We start from the raw sequence: 15,208 nt of genomic DNA on the forward strand, positions 1-15,208 counted from the left end.
CCCACCCTCTCCCAAGTTTTTTTCGGACAGGCCCGGATTGCACCCCGGATCGGGCGCGCAAAGCCCCGCCAGACCGCTTCCGCAGCCCCGGAATGGGGCTCCAACCCCCATTCCCCCACCTTTTCCCATGATCTGATTCGCCGCCGCGGGGCGATCCCGCCCCGTCCCATGCGATCCCGGAACGCCCGCTCCCGCGGGCCTAGCGCCCGAACAGCAGGCGCAGATAGCGCTCCAGATGATCCAGTGCCTCGCGCGCAGGGGCCGCATCCCCCGCCCCCTTGGCCAGGATGATGCCGCCCTGCACCGCCACCTGGAACTGCCGCGCCAGCCCCTCGGCCGTCACCCCCGCCACCGGATGCGCCGCCAGCGCCTCGCGCAGATGGCCCAGCACATGCGCGGCTCCCGATTGCAGGCTCTCCTGCGCCGCCGCCGTGATCGCGGCGCTCTGGGCATAGACCTCCTGCACCGTCGTCCCGGCCACGCAGGTGATCTCGGGCAGCGGCTGGTCCAGCAGATCCCGCCGCAGGTCGATATAGGCGAAGACCCGGTCCAGCGGATCGGGCAGCGCATTATAGGGATGGGCCGCGAACATCGCGCCCGTCATCGCCGACCAGTCCTGCACCAGCGCCACGCCCAGCGCCTCCTTCGAGGCGAAATGGTGAAAGAAGGCCCCCTTCGTCACCCCCGCCTCGGCGCAGATCTCATCCACCGTCGCGGCGGCAAAGCCCTTCAGCCGGACCAGCCGCCGCGCCGCCTCGATCAGCCGCGCCCGCGCCGCACCCCGGGGGGCGCGGCTCATGCAAGGCTCCGGCTGGCAAAGGAAAGGATCATTCCGCCTTGTCCCAGAGCGCCGCATCCGGTGTCAACACCGCCCAGAGCAGGCCGAACGGATCGCGCAACAGCCCCCAGTCATCGCCCCAGAACTGCCGCTCATAGGGCGCCACCACCTCGCAGCCCGCAGCCAGCGCCCGCGCCCACCAGGCCCGCCCGTCCGGCACCACAAGCTGCAGATGCCCCCGCGCAATGGCCGCCCCCGCCCGGACCGATGACATCTCCATATGATCGGTCAGCATCAGCGCCCCGCCATTGATGGCCAGCTGCATATGCATGAACTTCCCCGGATCGTCCGCCATCGGCATCCGCCCGATATCCTCGGCCCCGAAGGCGCGGGCATAGAACTCTGCCGCCTCGCCACAACGTCCGTCCATCGCCAGATAGGGGATCACCCCCTGCATCAGCCGGTCATCGGGCCGATAGCGCGGCCCCGTCTCGTCCTGCGTCCCCTCTTGCATCCTCTCGCCCTCCCTCATGCCGCCGCCGCCAGAACGGCGGCCAGGTCGATCTTGCCCATGCCCATCACCGCCGCCAGCGCGCGCCCGGCCCGCGCCCTGTCGGGATCGGCCATCATCCGCGCCGCCTCGGCCGGGATCACCTGCCAGGACAGCCCGTAGCGATCCTTCAGCCAGCCGCAGGGGCCATGGCTGCCGCCGCCTTCCGCCAGCGCCTCCCACAGCCGGTCCGTCTCGGCCTGATCGGGCGTCTCCACCATCACCGACACGCATTCCGAAAGCGGGAACATCGGCCCCGCATCCAGCAACTGATAGGGCACCCCCGCCAGGCGCAGATCAATCACCGCGAAATGCATGTTGCCCTCCGGTCCGCCCTGATCGCTGGAAAAGACCCCCTCGATCCGGCTGTCGGGGATCAGGCTGCAATAGAAGGCCGCCGCCTCCTCGCCCCGCCCGTTGAACCACAGCACGGTGCGGATCCCGTGCCCTCCCTTTTCCTCTGTCATGCCGATTCCTCCCTGATGGCCCTCAAACATACCAACTGGTCGGTATTTTTTCAAACGCTGAATCGCCCCGCCCACTTCCCCCTGAAACGGGCAAGGGGCGGCGCGCCCCCGCGCGCCCGCCCCTTCCATCCTCTGACAGTCGATTTTACGGCCCGGCGCCGCCGCGTCCGGCTCAGTTCCCCGGCGGCTGGCACAGGGGGTTGCCCTGCTGGTCAAAGGCCACGACGACGCATTCGCGGCCGTCCGAAAGGATCAGCACGGACCCTATGGCGATCGTCGCCGCCCTTCCGCCACGGCTCTTTTTCCGCTCGATCTCCTGCGGCGCGATGAAGGGCGCCAGATCGACGCCGGGGGGAAGGTCCATGCTCATCCTGCTGCCTTTCCGGCCAGGGACGCACCACCGCGCCCCAGATCAATATGGGAAGGCGCAGCCCGCCCCGCCAGTCCCAGCCCCCGCATCAGCGCACCCTTAACCATCAATCAGCCACCTCGCCTGCCGGAATTTGTATGCACAACCTGCTGCACTGCCGTGCTGCACTGCCGCGCTGAACGGCCAATTCCGGCCAAACCCTTCCGCTGATTGGGGATTTACGCCACACCTCCGGCAATCAACCCCGCCGCCAACCGCGCATAAGCCGCCGCCTCGGGGGCCTCTGTCGCGGCAATCGGCACCCCCGAATCCCCCGCCTCGCGCACCGAAAGCGCCAGCGGCAATTCCCCCAGGAAAGGCAGGCCCAGCTTTGCCGCCTCGGCCTTCACCCCGCCATGGCCAAAGATCTGCGTCTCATGCCCGCAATTGGGGCAGCAGAAGGTCGACATGTTCTCGATCAGCCCCAGCACCGGCACCTTCAGCTTGCTGAACATGTCCAGCGCCTTGCGCGCATCCAGAAGCGCCACATCCTGCGGCGTGGACACCACCAGCGCCCCCGTCAACTGCGTCCGCTGCGCCAGCGACAGCTGGATATCCCCCGTCCCCGGCGGCAGGTCGATGATCAGCACATCCAGCTTGCCCCAGGCCACCTGCCCCAGCAATTGCTGCAAGGCCCCCATGATCATCGGCCCCCGCCAGATGACCGCCTCATCCTCCTTCAGCATCAGCCCGATCGACATCATGGTCACGCCATGTGCCTGCAAAGGCTCGATGATCTTGCCATCCGGGCTGGCGGGCCGCTTGTTCACCCCCATCATCCGGGGCTGGCTCGGACCATAGATATCGGCATCCAGAAGCCCCACCCGCCGCCCCTGCCGCGCCAGCGCCACGGCAAGGTTCGACGAGACGGTGGATTTCCCCACGCCCCCCTTTCCGCTCGCCACCGCGATGATCCGGTCCACGCCCGAAACCTTCTGCGGCCCGCCCTGCTGCGGCGTCGGATGCTGCCCGATCTTCAGGCTGGGCGCGGGCGGCTTCGCCGCCGGCCCATGCGCCGTCATCACCACCTGCACCGTCTCAACCCCCGGCAAGGCGCGCAGCGCCGCCTCCGCCGCCGCCTGCACCGGCCCCAGCGCGCGTGCCGCCTCGGGGCTTTCGGCCTCGATGACAAAACGCACCGCGCCGCCCTCCACCGCCAACGCGCGAATCAGGTCGCGCGAGACAAGATCCCCCCCACCGGGCAGGACAACGCCGGAAAGCGCCCGCAGGATTTCATCTTTCGTAACCGCCATCTGTTCTTCTCCTGCACAAGGTTTCGGCAAACCTCATCATCTTTTCGGCACTCGGCAAGGCCATGTTGACCATTTGCTCAGGTTTTCATCGAAACCCATGAAATCAATGACGTTTTCGTGACATTCAGCCATGCATTTGCTGCATGGCAGCATTGCGGACCCCGGCTATTGTGCAGTTGCAGCATTTGCCCCATGTTTCCGGTAACAGCGCGACAGAACGTTGTGACGATAGATGGTGTAACAAACCGAGGCTGATCGAAATGGCTTATGTGAACTCTTCCCGCGCCGCGTCCTTCTCGCTGGCAGACCGCATCTCGGGCTTCCTTGCCCTGACGAAAGCGTCGCTTGCCCGCCGCGCCGTGTTCAACCAGACCGTCCGCGAACTCAACACGCTGACGGAGCGCGAGCTTGCCGATCTCGGCATCGCCCGCGCCGACATCCGTGCCGTGGCCCACGAGGCCGCCTACGGCAAGTAAGTTTCTTGCTGAACCCCACCTCCTCCCGGGGTTCATGGCAAAAGCGGCGGTGCTTCTCCTCCTCCCTGGCACCGCCGCCCTTTGATCCGGAAGCCGCGCTCCTGCGTAGACTTCCCTGACAGATCCGAAGTCCCCCTCCTCCTCCCTGGGGACATGCGGAAAAGCGGCGGCCCCCTCCTCCTCCCTGGGGTCGCCGCACAAGATACGGGGCTCACAAGCCCCGACCGAAGTACGAAGGGCCCCCTCCTCCTCCCTGGGGTCCGTCGGACCAGCGGCGGCCCCCTCCTCCTCCCTGGGGTCGCCGCACCCCGAATTCGCGCCCGGCCTCTCCTCCTCCCTGGCCGGGTCGAAGCGGCGCCTGGCCTTTCCTCCTCCCTGGCCGGGTCCCATGATGACGGCGGCGCCTTCCTCCCTCTGGCGTCGCCGTTTTTCATTTGCGCAAGCCAGCTTGCATCCCGCCGCCACCCCGCCGATAGTCCGCGCCGAACCGTTCCAACCGGCAGGCCCGATGCGCCCTTCCCTCCTCTCCGCCGCCCTGGTGGCCGCCCTCGTGGGCTACGGCTCCACCATCGCCCTCATCCTCGCCGCCGCCGCCGCCCTCGGCGCCACGCCCGACCAGACGGCCAGCTGGATCATGGCCGTCTGCTTCGCCAAGGCCGCAGGCTCCGCCATCCTCTCCACCTGGCACCGCGTCCCGGTGGTGCTGGCCTGGTCCACCCCCGGCGCGGCGCTCATCGCCGCGACCGAAGGCTATGGCATGGCCGAGGGCGTGGCCGCCTTCCTCCTCGCAGCGCTCCTCATCGCGGCGACGGGCCTCGTCAAACCCCTCGGCACCCTCGTGGCCAGGATCCCCGACGGCATCGCCGCCGCCATGCTGGCAGGCGTCCTCCTTCCCTTCGTCCTGAAAGGCGCAGGCGCGGCGCAATCCGCGCCGCTGCTCGTCGCCCCGATGGTGGGCCTCTTCGCCCTCGTCCGGCTCAGGAATCCGGCCATGGCCGTCCTCGCCGCCCTCGCCGCAGGCCTTGCCACCGCCTTCACCACCGGCGCGGCAAGCCTGCCCGACCTGCCCCCGATCCCGCCCAGCCCCACCTTCATCGCGCCCGAATTCCACTGGTCCGCGCTGATCGGCCTCGGCCTGCCGCTCTACCTCGTCACCATGGCCTCCCAGAACCTGCCCGGCTTCGCCACCATGCGCGCCGCAGGCTACGAACCGCCCGTCGCCCCGGCCCTTACCGTGACCGGCGGCATCAGCGCCCTCGCCGCCCTCTTCGGCGCGCATACAGTGAACATGGCCGCCATCACCGCCGCCATCTGCATGGGCGATGACGTGCATCCCGATCGCGACCAGCGCTGGAAGGTCGGTCTCGCCTATGCCGGCTTCTGGGTGATCCTCGGCCTGACAGGCCCCGTCGTCATCGCGGTCCTGAACGCCCTGCCCCCCGCCCTGATGACGGCGCTCGTGGCGCTGGCCCTGCTCGGCCCGCTGATGGGGGCACTGACGGGGGCCTTCGCGGCGCCGGACCAGCGCTTTGCCGCCACCATCACCCTTGCCGTGACGGGCGCGGGCGTGGCCTTCGCAGGCATCGGCGCGGCCTTCTGGGGATTGCTGGCCGGACTGGCCATCTGGGGGCTGGAGCGTCTGGCCCGCAAAAGCGTTTCCTGACACAGGAAACGCGCCGATTTCTGGCGCAGAAATCGGAAACGCACCGGCAGGAACCCGTTTTCTGCGCGCAGAAAACGCCGCGACTTCTGCGTCAGAAATCGCTTCTCAGAACGGCACCTCATCGGCGTCATCCGCGTCCACCACGAAACCCGCCACCACCTTCTTGATCCCGGCCTTCGAGAAATCGATCTCCAGCTTGTCCCCCTCGATGCCGATCACGATCCCATAGCCGAACTTGCGGTGGAACACGCGATCCCCCTCGCTGTGCGAGGAAAGCGCCGTCGCGTCGATCACCATGCCGCGGGCCTCGCGCGGCTGGGCCATGCCGCGGGTCTGGGCCCGGTCCTGCATCCGCCGCCAGCCCGGCGAATTGTAGACATCCGCCTTCGACACCCGCTCTTCCATCGCCGATACCGCCACCGGCGCCGCCGCCCCGAAACCGCCGCCATACAGCCCCGGCGGGGTCAGCACCTCGACATGGGCGGGGGGCAGTTCATCAATGAACCGGCTGGGCATCTGGCTCTGCCATTGGCCATAGACCCGCCGGTTCGACGCGAAGGAGATGGTGCAAAGCTCCTCGGCCCGCGTGATCCCCACATAGGCCAGCCGCCGCTCCTCCTCCAACCCCTTCAGCCCGCTTTCGTCCATGCTGCGCTGGCTGGGGAACAGGCCGTCCTCCCAGCCGGGCAGGAAGACCACCGGAAACTCCAACCCCTTCGCCGCATGCAGCGTCATGATCGAAACCTTCTCGCCCGCCTCCTCGGTCTCGTTGTCCATGATCAGCGCGACATGTTCGAGGAAGCCTTGCAGATTGTCGAACTGCTCCAGGGCCTTGACCAGTTCCTTCAGGTTCTCCAGCCGCCCCGGCGCCTCGGGCGTCTTGTCGTTCTGCCACATCTCCGTATAGCCGGATTCCTCGAGTATCATCTCGGCCAGCCGCACGTGATCCATCGCCGGGGCCACCGCGCCGATGGGCTCCAGCACATCGTCATCCCCCGCCACCCGCACGGCATCCAGCGTCAGCGCATGCCAGCGATCAATCCCCTCGACGAACGCCCGCAACTGCCCCGCACCCTTGCCGCCGATGCCACCGCTGGCCACAAGCTCCCGCGCGCCTTCATGCAAGCTTACCCCCGCCATCCGCGCCGCCCGCTGGATATCGGCCTGCGCCTTGTCGCCAAGGCCCCGCTTGGGGACATTCACCACGCGTTCAAAGGCCAGATCATCCTCGGGGGAAACCGCCAGCCGGAAATAGGCCATCGCATCGCGGATCTCCTGCCGCTCATAGAAGCGTGGCCCCCCGATCACGCGGTAGGGCAGGCCGATGGTCAGGAACCGGTCCTCGAAAGCCCGCATCTGGTGGCTCGCCCGCACAAGGATCGCCTGCCCGTCCAGCCCCACGGGATCCATCCCCCGCGTGCCGCGCTGCAGGGCCTCGATCTCCTCGCCGATCCAGCGCGCCTCATCCTCGCCGTCCCAATGGCCGATCAGGCGGACCTTGTGGCCCTCCTGCACTTCCGTCCACAGCGTCTTGCCCAGCCGCCCCGCATTCCCCGCAATCACCCCACTCGCAGCCGCCAGGATATGCGGGGTAGAGCGGTAATTCTGCTCCAGCCGCACCACATGCGCGCCGGGAAAATCCTTTTCGAACCGCAGGATATTGCCCACCTCGGCACCGCGCCAGCCATAGATCGACTGGTCGTCATCCCCCACGCAGCAGATGTTGCGATGCGCCTGCGCCAGAAGGCGCAACCAGAGATACTGGCAGACATTGGTGTCCTGATACTCATCCACCAGAATATAGCGGAACCACCGCTGATACTGCGCCAGAACATCCGGATGGCTCTGGAAGATCGTCACGCAATGCAGCAGCAGATCGCCGAAATCGCAGGCGTTCAGCGTGCGCAGCCGCTCCTGATACTGGGCGTAAAGCTCTGTCCCGCGATTGGCATAGCCCCCGGCTTCCGATGACGGTACCCGCTCCGGCACCAGCGCGCGGTTCTTCCAGCCGTCGATCATCCCCGCCAGCATCCGCGCGGGCCAGCGCTTTTCGTCGATATTCGCGGCGACGATCAGCTGTTTCAGAAGCCTGACCTGATCATCCGTATCCAGAATGGTGAAGTTCGACTTCAGCCCCACCAGTTCCGCATGCCGCCGCAGGATCTTCACGCTCAAGGAATGGAAGGTGCCCATCCAGGGCATCCCCTCCGCCACCTCACCCAGCATCCGGCCCACGCGCAGCTTCATTTCCCGCGCGGCCTTGTTGGTAAAGGTCACGGCCAGCACCTCATTCGGCCGTGCCTTGCTCATGCGCAACAGATGCACGATCCGCGCCGTCAGCGCCTTGGTCTTCCCCGTCCCCGCCCCCGCCAGCATCAGCACCGGGCCATCCAGCGCCTCCACCGCCGCGCGCTGCGCGGGGTTCAGGTCGTCCAGATAGGGCGCAGGCCGCGCCGCCATCATGGCCCGCTGCGACAGCGGCACCGCCGCCACCCCTGCCCCCTGATCGTCATCCCAAGCGTTCATGCGCGAAACCCTAGCGCCATCGGCGGCAAAGGAAAAGGTTCCGCAAATGTTCCCGCGCACTTTTTCCCCCGCCAGCCACATTCCCCCCGCCACCTGCGCGCTTTGCACCCGCAAAGTCTCGGCTGCATATTTCGCAAAATTTGCAATTCATGCCGCCTATCGCACTTGCGCTGCAATGCAGCGGGCCTAGAGTGACCCGGCACGCACCTGCCGCACGCAGAAAAAAAGCCCGCCTGACCCCGGCCTGACCCGCCGACACCGGAGAGACCGATGCCTGAGTTCCGCAAGATCCTCGTCGCCAATCGCGGCGAGATCGCCATCCGCGTCATGCGCGCCGCCAACGAGATGGGCAAGAAAACCGTCGCCGTCTTCGCCGAGGAAGACAAGCTCTCCCTCCACCGCTTCAAGGCGGATGAGGCCTATCGCATCGGCGAAGGCCTCTCGCCCGTCGGTGCCTATCTGTCGATCCCGGAAATCATCCGCGTGGCCAAGATGGCGGGCGCCGATGCCATCCATCCCGGCTATGGCCTCCTTTCCGAAAACCCCGATTTCGTCGAAGCCTGCGACAATGCGGGCATCACCTTCATCGGCCCCCGCGCCGAAACCATGCGCGCCCTTGGCGACAAGGCCTCTGCCCGCCGCGTGGCGATCGAGGCGGGCGTGCCCGTCATCCCCGCCACCGAAGTGCTGGGCGAGGATATGGCCCTGATCAAGAAACAGGCCAAGGAAATCGGCTATCCCCTGATGCTCAAGGCGTCATGGGGCGGCGGCGGTCGCGGCATGCGCCCGATCCTTGGCGAGGACGAGCTTGAAGCCAAGGTGCGAGAGGGGCGCCGCGAGGCTGAGGCCGCTTTCGGCAATGGCGAAGGCTATCTGGAAAAGATGATCCAGCGCGCCCGCCATGTCGAAGTGCAGATCCTCGGCGACAAGCAGGGGAACGTCTGGCACCTGTGGGAGCGCGACTGCACCGTTCAGCGCCGCAACCAGAAGGTCGTCGAACGCGCCCCCGCCCCCTACCTCACGCAGGCCCAGCGCGAGGAAGTCTGCGAAATGGCGCGCAAGATCACCGCGCATGTGGATTACGAATGCGCGGGCACCGTCGAATTCCTGATGGATATGGACGAGGGCAAGTTCTACTTCATCGAAGTGAACCCCCGCGTGCAGGTCGAACATACCGTGACCGAAGAGGTGACGGGTATCGACATCGTGCAGGCCCAGATCCTGATCGAGGAAGGCAAATCGCTGGCCGAGGCCACGGGCGTCGCCTCTCAGGCCGATGTCAAACTGAACGGGCACGCCCTGCAATGCCGCGTGACGACCGAAGACCCGCTGAACAACTTCATCCCCGATTACGGCCGCCTGACCGCCTACCGCTCGGCCACCGGCAACGGCATCCGCCTTGATGGCGGCACGGCCTATGCGGGCGGGGTGATCACCCGCTATTACGACTCGCTGCTGGTCAAGGTCACGGCCCATGCCCAGACCCCGGAAAAGGCGATCGCCCGCATGGACCGCGCGCTGCGCGAATTCCGCATCCGGGGGGTGGCGACGAATATCGAATTCGTCATCAACCTCTTGAAACACAAGACCTTCCTCGACGACACCTACACGACCAAGTTCATCGACACCACGCCCGAGCTTTTCGCCTTCAAGAAACGCCGCGACCGGGCGACCAAGATCCTCACCTATATCGCCGACATCACGGTGAACGGGCATCCCGAAACCGCAGGCCGCCCCAAACCCCCGGCCGAGGCGAAGATGCCCAAGGCCCCCAGGCTCCTGACCGAAACCCCGGCGACAGGCACCCGCAACCTGCTGGAACAGAAGGGCCCGCAGGCCGTGGCCGATTGGATGAAGGCCCAGACCAAGGTCCTCATCACCGATACCACCATGCGCGACGGGCACCAGTCGCTCCTGGCGACGCGGATGCGCTCCATCGACATGGTCCGCGCCGCGCCCGCCTATGCCGCCAACCTGCCGCAACTGTTCAGCGTCGAATGCTGGGGCGGCGCCACCTTCGACGTGGCCTACCGCTTCCTGCAGGAATGCCCGTGGCAGCGCCTGCGCGACCTGCGCGCCGCCATGCCCAACCTGATGACGCAGATGCTCCTGCGCGCCTCGAACGGCGTGGGCTATACCAACTATCCCGACAACGTCGTCCGCGCCTTCGTCCTGCAGGCGGCAGAGACCGGCGTCGACGTGTTCCGCGTCTTCGACAGCCTCAACTGGGTCGAAAACATGCGCGTCGCGATGGATGCTGTGCTGGAAGCGAACAAGCTCTGCGAAGGCACGATCTGCTATACCGGCGACCTGCTCGACCCCGCGCGATCCAAATATGACCTGAAATACTATCTCGACCGCGCGCGCGAACTGAAATCCGCAGGCGCCCATGTGCTGGGCCTGAAGGACATGGCGGGGCTTCTGAAACCCGCCTCGGCCCGCATCCTCGTCAAGGCGCTGAAACAGGAGGTGGGCCTGCCCGTGCATTTCCACACCCATGATACCTCGGGTGCGGCGGCGGCCACGATCCTTGCCGCCTGCGACGCGGGGGTCGATGCCGTGGATGCGGCGATGGACGCCTTCTCCGGCGGCACCTCGCAGCCCTGCCTCGGCTCCATCGTCGAGGCGCTGCGCCATACCGACCGCGACACCGGCCTCGACATCAAGGCGATCCGCGACATCTCGAACTACTGGGAACATGTCCGCGTGCAATATGCCGCCTTCGAATCCGGCCTGCCCGCCCCGGCATCCGAGGTCTACCTTCACGAAATGCCCGGCGGCCAGTTCACCAACCTCAAGGCGCAGGCCCGCTCGCTGGGGCTTGAGGAGCGGTGGCCCGAAGTGGCCCAGGCCTATGCCGATGCCAACCAGATGTTCGGCGACATCGTCAAGGTCACCCCTTCCTCCAAGGTCGTGGGCGACATGGCGCTGATGATGGTGGCCCAGGGCCTGACCCGCGCGCAGGTCGAAGACCCCGCCCATGACGTGGCCTTCCCCGACTCGGTGGTCGACATGCTGAAAGGCAATCTCGGCCAACCCCATGGCGGCTGGCCTGACGCCATCCTGAAAAAGGTGCTCAAGGGCGAAAAACCCCTGACCGACCGCCCCGGCAAGACCCTGCCGCCGGTCGATCTGGAAGACACCCGCAGGAAGCTGGAAGCCGAACTCGGCGGCAAGGCCGTGGATGACGAGGATCTGAACGGCTACCTCATGTATCCCAAGGTCTTTCTCGATTACATGGGCCGCCACCGCCTCTATGGCCCCGTCCGCACCCTGCCCACCAAGACCTTCTTCTACGGCATGGAACCGGGCGAAGAGATCACGGCTGAGATCGACCCCGGCAAGAACTTGGAAATCCGGCTTCAGGCCGTGGGCGAGACGACCGAGGATGGCGAAGTCCGCGTCTTCTTCGAACTGAACGGCCAGCCCCGCGTGATCCGCGTGCCGAACCGCGCGGTCAAGGCCAAGACGGCTGCGCGCCCCAAGGCCGCCGAGGGCAACCCCGCCCATATCGGCGCGCCGATGCCCGGCTCCATCGCCTCTGTCGCGGTCACCGTCGGCCAGAAGATCCGCGCCGGCGACCTTCTGCTGACGATCGAGGCGATGAAGATGGAAACCGGCCTCCACGCCGACCGCGAGGCCACGGTCAAGGCGCTGCATGTCCATGCAGGCAGCCAGATCGAGGCGAAGGACCTGCTGATCGAACTGGAATGATACCGCCCCGCCCCTCCGGTTCTTTCCGGTGGGGCGGGCCGCGTCTTGCGATCAGAATTCCCCCAGCACCACCGTCGCCCCCCGCATCAGGCCGAACTCGGCCTGCGGCACGACCCCCAACCGCAGGACCTTGCCCCGCAAGCTGCCTTCCCAGGCCGCCGGAACGCCACGATCCGAAAGGTCGATGGGCTTCACGCCGGACAATTCCCCCGCAACGGTCCGCGCAAAGGCGATGGCCGGTTCCGGCTTCAACCGCGAAGCCGCCACGACGCAGCGCGTGGCGATCTGGCTGTTGCCCTGCGTCGCGGCGATGGCCCTGAAACCATTGCGGGAAAAGATCCTCAGGCCCTGCTCATTGCCCTCGTATCGCCAGCCATCCGCCTTCAGCTGCGCCTGGATGGCCTTCACATCGGGGAAATGCGCCATGCAGGCCCCAAAGGCGGATTTGGCCGCCTCCCAATTCTCGTCCGCGCGGGCAGGCCCGGCCTGAACCGCCACAAGCGCAACCACGGCGGCCATTCCGGCGACAGCGCGCAAGACCCGCCGCATCGCTTCCCGCCCCCAAAGTCCCCCCCTGCACGCTTGCGCCTGCATCCTCACCCCTCCAACTCGTTACCCATGTCACCCGTCACCGCGGCCCCGCCCCAACATCCCGGGGCTGTCACGGCATCGCGCTCCGCAACCCTAGGCCGCTACCCCGCCCGTCTCAATGCCGGATCGGACAAAAACGCGCCCCGCCCGAACTTTCCCCTTGAACCCCGCGCGCGGCTTTTATAGATCACCCCTCGTCCAACCGGCGCGGGCGTAGCTCAGGGGTAGAGCATAACCTTGCCAAGGTTAGGGTCGTGAGTTCGAATCTCATCGCCCGCTCCAGTCGGACCTGCCGAATGGCCGCCCCCGGGCGGCCATTTGCTTTTGATCCCCCCGGGCAGAAACGCCCCCCCCTGGTACCCGCGGCCGGACTCGAACCGGCATGGCCTTTCGGCCTAGGGATTTTAAGTCCCCTGTGTCTACCATTCCACCACGCGGGCCGGGGGATGCCCGCCTTGCTAGCAAGCCCGCAGTCCGAGGGAAAGCCCGCCCATCCCGGATTCTCCCTTTGCGTGGCCCGCCATCGGCCCTATCCTTCCCGCAGGTTAAGGAAGGTTTTCAAATGACCCGCCACTTCCCGCTGCTTCTGGGCGCCATGCTCGCCCTTGCCGCCCCGATCCCTGTCCCTGCACAAGAGGCGGCGGCCTCCCCACCGGAACTGCCCCTCACCGCCCGGGGCAATGAACCCTTCTGGTCCATCCTCGCCACGCCCGAAGGGATTTCCCTCACGGAACCCGAAGGCAAGGGCACCGTTCAGACCCTGCCCTTCACCCGGACAACCGAGGGCGGCAGCCTTGTCCTGACAACGACCGACTTCACCCTCCGCATCGCCCCGGCGCTCTGCCATGACGACATGTCGGGGATGCCCTATCCCTTCACCGCCACGCTCACCCGCACAGGCGCCACGCTGAACGGCTGCGCGGGCGATCCCGCCGCACTGCTGGCAGGCGACTGGACCGTGACCCAACTCGACACAGGCCCCCTTCCCGCCGGGGTCAACGTCACCCTGTCCTTCAGCGAAGGGCGCGTGGCGGGCAATTCCGGCTGCAACCGCCTGTCCGGCGGCTATGCCCTGACGGGCGAGGGCCTTTCCTTCACCGCCATCGCCACCACCCGCATGGCCTGCCCCGCCCCGCAGATGGAAACCGAGCAATCGGTGCTTGCCGCCCTTGCCAGCATCACCCGCTTCGACTTCACCGCTGACGGCCACCTGCTGCTGCAATCGGACGAGGGCATCACAGCCCTCACCGCCCGCCGCTGACCCGCCTGCCGCAGCGCGGCAATTGACACCGCCCGTCCCCCGGTTCCATATGACGCCCGAGAGTTTGCGGGGAGAAAACACGCATGAAGAAGGTCTTTCCCAGCGCCCAGGCCGCGCTGGAGGGCGTGCTGTTTGACGGCATGACCATCGCCTCGGGGGGCTTCGGCCTTTGCGGGATTCCGGAACTCCTGATCGCTGCGATCCGGCAGGCAGGCACGAAGAACCTCACCGTCGCCTCGAACAATGCAGGCGTCGATGGTTTCGGACTTGGTGTCCTGCTGGAAAGCCGCCAGGTGAAGAAGATGATCTCCTCCTATGTGGGCGAGAATGCCGAATTCATGCGGCAATATCTTTCGGGCGAACTCGAACTGGAATTCAATCCCCAGGGCACCCTTGCCGAACGCATGCGCGCGGGCGGCGCGGGCATTCCCGGTTTCTACACCCGCACCGGCGTGGGCACCGTCATCGCCGAAGGCAAGGAACACAAGGATTTCGACGGCAAGACCTATATCCTCGAACGCGCCATCGTCGCGGACCTGTCCATCGTGAAGGCCTGGAAGGCCGATCCCTCGGGCAACCTCGTCTTCCGCAAGACGGCGCGCAACTTCAACCCGCCCGCCGCCACCTGCGGCAGGATCTGCGTGGCGGAAGTCGAAGAGATCGTGCCGCTGGGAAGCCTCGACCCCGACGCGATCCACCTGCCCGGCATCTATGTCCACCGCATCGTGAAGGGCGAACATGAAAAGCGCATCGAACAGCGCACCGTCCGCAAGAAGGAGTCCGTCTGATGTGGGACCGCAACCAGATGGCCGCCCGTGCGGCGCAGGAACTTCAGGACGGCTGGTATGTGAACCTCGGCATCGGCATCCCGACGCTGGTGGCGAACTACATTCCCCAGGGCGTGAACGTGACGCTGCAATCGGAAAACGGCATGCTCGGCATGGGCCCCTTCCCCTATGAGGGCGAGGAAGACCCCGACCTGATCAATGCCGGCAAGCAGACCATCACCGAACTGCCGCAGACCGCCTTCTTCGACTCTGCCACCTCCTTCGCGATGATCCGCGGCGGCAAGATCGCCATGGCCATCCTCGGCGCGATGGAAGTGGCCGAAAACGGCGATCTGGCGAACTGGATGATCCCCGGCAAGCTCGTCAAGGGCATGGGCGGCGCGATGGACCTTGTCGCAGGGGTGGGCCGCGTGGTGGTCGTGATGGACCACACCAGCAAGCACGGCGAATCCAAGGTGCTGAAACGCTGCACCCTGCCGCTCACCGGCCAGGGCGTGGTCAACCGCATCATCACCAATCTGGGCGTTCTCGATGTCGTGCCAGGGGGCCTCAGGATCATCGAACTGGCCGATGGCGTGACGGAAGCGGAGCTGCGTTCCGCCACAGAGGCGACACTGGTGAACTGATGTCGGCGGACGGAGAATTTTCACTGAAAATTCTCCGTCCCGCCCTTCACGAAAAATCTTTCTTCAAAGATTTTTCGTGTGCCACCCCAAAATTTTCCATAGAAAA

General features: G+C 66.3%; 13 protein-coding genes and 2 tRNA genes. 7 read left to right on the top strand and 8 right to left on the bottom strand.

Features of this window, described 5'->3' with window-relative positions:
- Nucleotides 1-199 precede the first annotated feature (199 nt).
- The 5 genes from G5V65_RS09255 to G5V65_RS09275 all read right to left on the bottom strand — a co-directional run bounded on the left by G5V65_RS09255 (nucleotide 200) and on the right by G5V65_RS09275 (nucleotide 3,457).
- Nucleotides 200-799, bottom strand: coding sequence for a TetR/AcrR family transcriptional regulator (locus G5V65_RS09255; protein ID WP_165049251.1), 600 nt, complete (start codon nucleotides 797-799; stop codon nucleotides 200-202).
- A gap of 28 nt (nucleotides 800-827) precedes the next feature.
- Nucleotides 828-1,292, bottom strand: coding sequence for a VOC family protein (locus tag G5V65_RS09260; RefSeq protein WP_206526734.1), 465 nt, complete (start codon nucleotides 1,290-1,292; stop codon nucleotides 828-830).
- 14 nt (nucleotides 1,293-1,306) lie between these two features.
- Nucleotides 1,307-1,795, bottom strand: coding sequence for a VOC family protein (locus G5V65_RS09265; RefSeq protein ID WP_165049253.1), 489 nt, complete (start codon nucleotides 1,793-1,795; stop codon nucleotides 1,307-1,309).
- A gap of 172 nt (nucleotides 1,796-1,967) precedes the next feature.
- A complete protein-coding gene (locus G5V65_RS09270) occupies nucleotides 1,968-2,159 on the bottom strand; it encodes a hypothetical protein (protein WP_165049255.1) in 192 nt (63 codons plus the stop codon).
- Nucleotides 2,160-2,383: 224 nt separating this feature from the next.
- A complete protein-coding gene (locus G5V65_RS09275; RefSeq protein WP_165049257.1) occupies nucleotides 2,384-3,457 on the bottom strand; it encodes an Mrp/NBP35 family ATP-binding protein in 1,074 nt (357 codons plus the stop codon).
- Between the two features lie 260 nt (nucleotides 3,458-3,717).
- Here G5V65_RS09275 and G5V65_RS09280 point away from each other — a divergent pair, with 260 nt between their 5' ends.
- Both G5V65_RS09280 and G5V65_RS09285 read left to right on the top strand, forming a co-directional pair.
- Nucleotides 3,718-3,933, top strand: coding sequence for a DUF1127 domain-containing protein (locus G5V65_RS09280; RefSeq protein ID WP_165049259.1), 216 nt, complete (start codon nucleotides 3,718-3,720; stop codon nucleotides 3,931-3,933).
- 508 nt (nucleotides 3,934-4,441) lie between these two features.
- Complete coding sequence (locus tag G5V65_RS09285) at nucleotides 4,442-5,596, top strand: benzoate/H(+) symporter BenE family transporter (RefSeq protein WP_165049262.1); 1,155 nt, start codon at nucleotides 4,442-4,444, stop codon at nucleotides 5,594-5,596.
- Between the two features lie 105 nt (nucleotides 5,597-5,701).
- Here the strand turns inward: G5V65_RS09285 and G5V65_RS09290 are convergent, their stop codons facing one another.
- A complete protein-coding gene (locus G5V65_RS09290; protein WP_165049264.1) occupies nucleotides 5,702-8,122 on the bottom strand; it encodes an ATP-dependent helicase in 2,421 nt (806 codons plus the stop codon).
- 270 nt (nucleotides 8,123-8,392) lie between these two features.
- Between G5V65_RS09290 and G5V65_RS09295 the strand changes: the two genes are divergently transcribed.
- Nucleotides 8,393-11,836 (top strand): pyruvate carboxylase, encoded by a 3,444-nt coding sequence (locus tag G5V65_RS09295; protein ID WP_165049266.1) that lies wholly within the window; start codon nucleotides 8,393-8,395, stop codon nucleotides 11,834-11,836.
- A gap of 51 nt (nucleotides 11,837-11,887) precedes the next feature.
- Here G5V65_RS09295 and G5V65_RS09300 read toward each other — a convergent pair whose 3' ends face one another.
- Entirely contained in the window at nucleotides 11,888-12,355 is a 468-nt protein-coding gene (locus G5V65_RS09300; protein ID WP_165049268.1) for a hypothetical protein, read from the bottom strand.
- A 279-nt stretch (nucleotides 12,356-12,634) separates the two neighbouring features.
- On the opposite strand from G5V65_RS09300, the gene G5V65_RS09305 reads away from it, so the two are divergent.
- Nucleotides 12,635-12,709 (top strand) — tRNA-Gly (locus G5V65_RS09305).
- A gap of 72 nt (nucleotides 12,710-12,781) precedes the next feature.
- On the opposite strand, the gene G5V65_RS09310 is transcribed toward G5V65_RS09305, so the two are convergent.
- Nucleotides 12,782-12,867 (bottom strand) — tRNA-Leu (locus G5V65_RS09310).
- 122 nt (nucleotides 12,868-12,989) lie between these two features.
- Between G5V65_RS09310 and G5V65_RS09315 the strand changes: the two genes are divergently transcribed.
- From G5V65_RS09315 to G5V65_RS09325, 3 genes are all read left to right on the top strand, one after another.
- Entirely contained in the window at nucleotides 12,990-13,688 is a 699-nt protein-coding gene (locus G5V65_RS09315) for an META domain-containing protein (RefSeq protein WP_165049271.1), read from the top strand.
- Nucleotides 13,689-13,771: 83 nt separating this feature from the next.
- Entirely contained in the window at nucleotides 13,772-14,476 is a 705-nt protein-coding gene (locus G5V65_RS09320) for a CoA transferase subunit A (RefSeq protein ID WP_165049273.1), read from the top strand.
- Nucleotides 14,473-15,102, top strand: coding sequence for a CoA transferase subunit B (locus tag G5V65_RS09325; RefSeq protein ID WP_165049351.1), 630 nt, complete (start codon nucleotides 14,473-14,475; stop codon nucleotides 15,100-15,102). The genes G5V65_RS09320 and G5V65_RS09325 overlap by 4 nt, the downstream gene beginning before the upstream one ends.
- The last annotated feature ends 106 nt before the right edge of the window (nucleotides 15,103-15,208 follow it).

The sequence above is a fragment of the Paragemmobacter kunshanensis genome, from assembly GCF_011059185.1.
Taxonomy (GTDB): domain Bacteria; phylum Pseudomonadota; class Alphaproteobacteria; order Rhodobacterales; family Rhodobacteraceae; genus Paragemmobacter; species Paragemmobacter kunshanensis.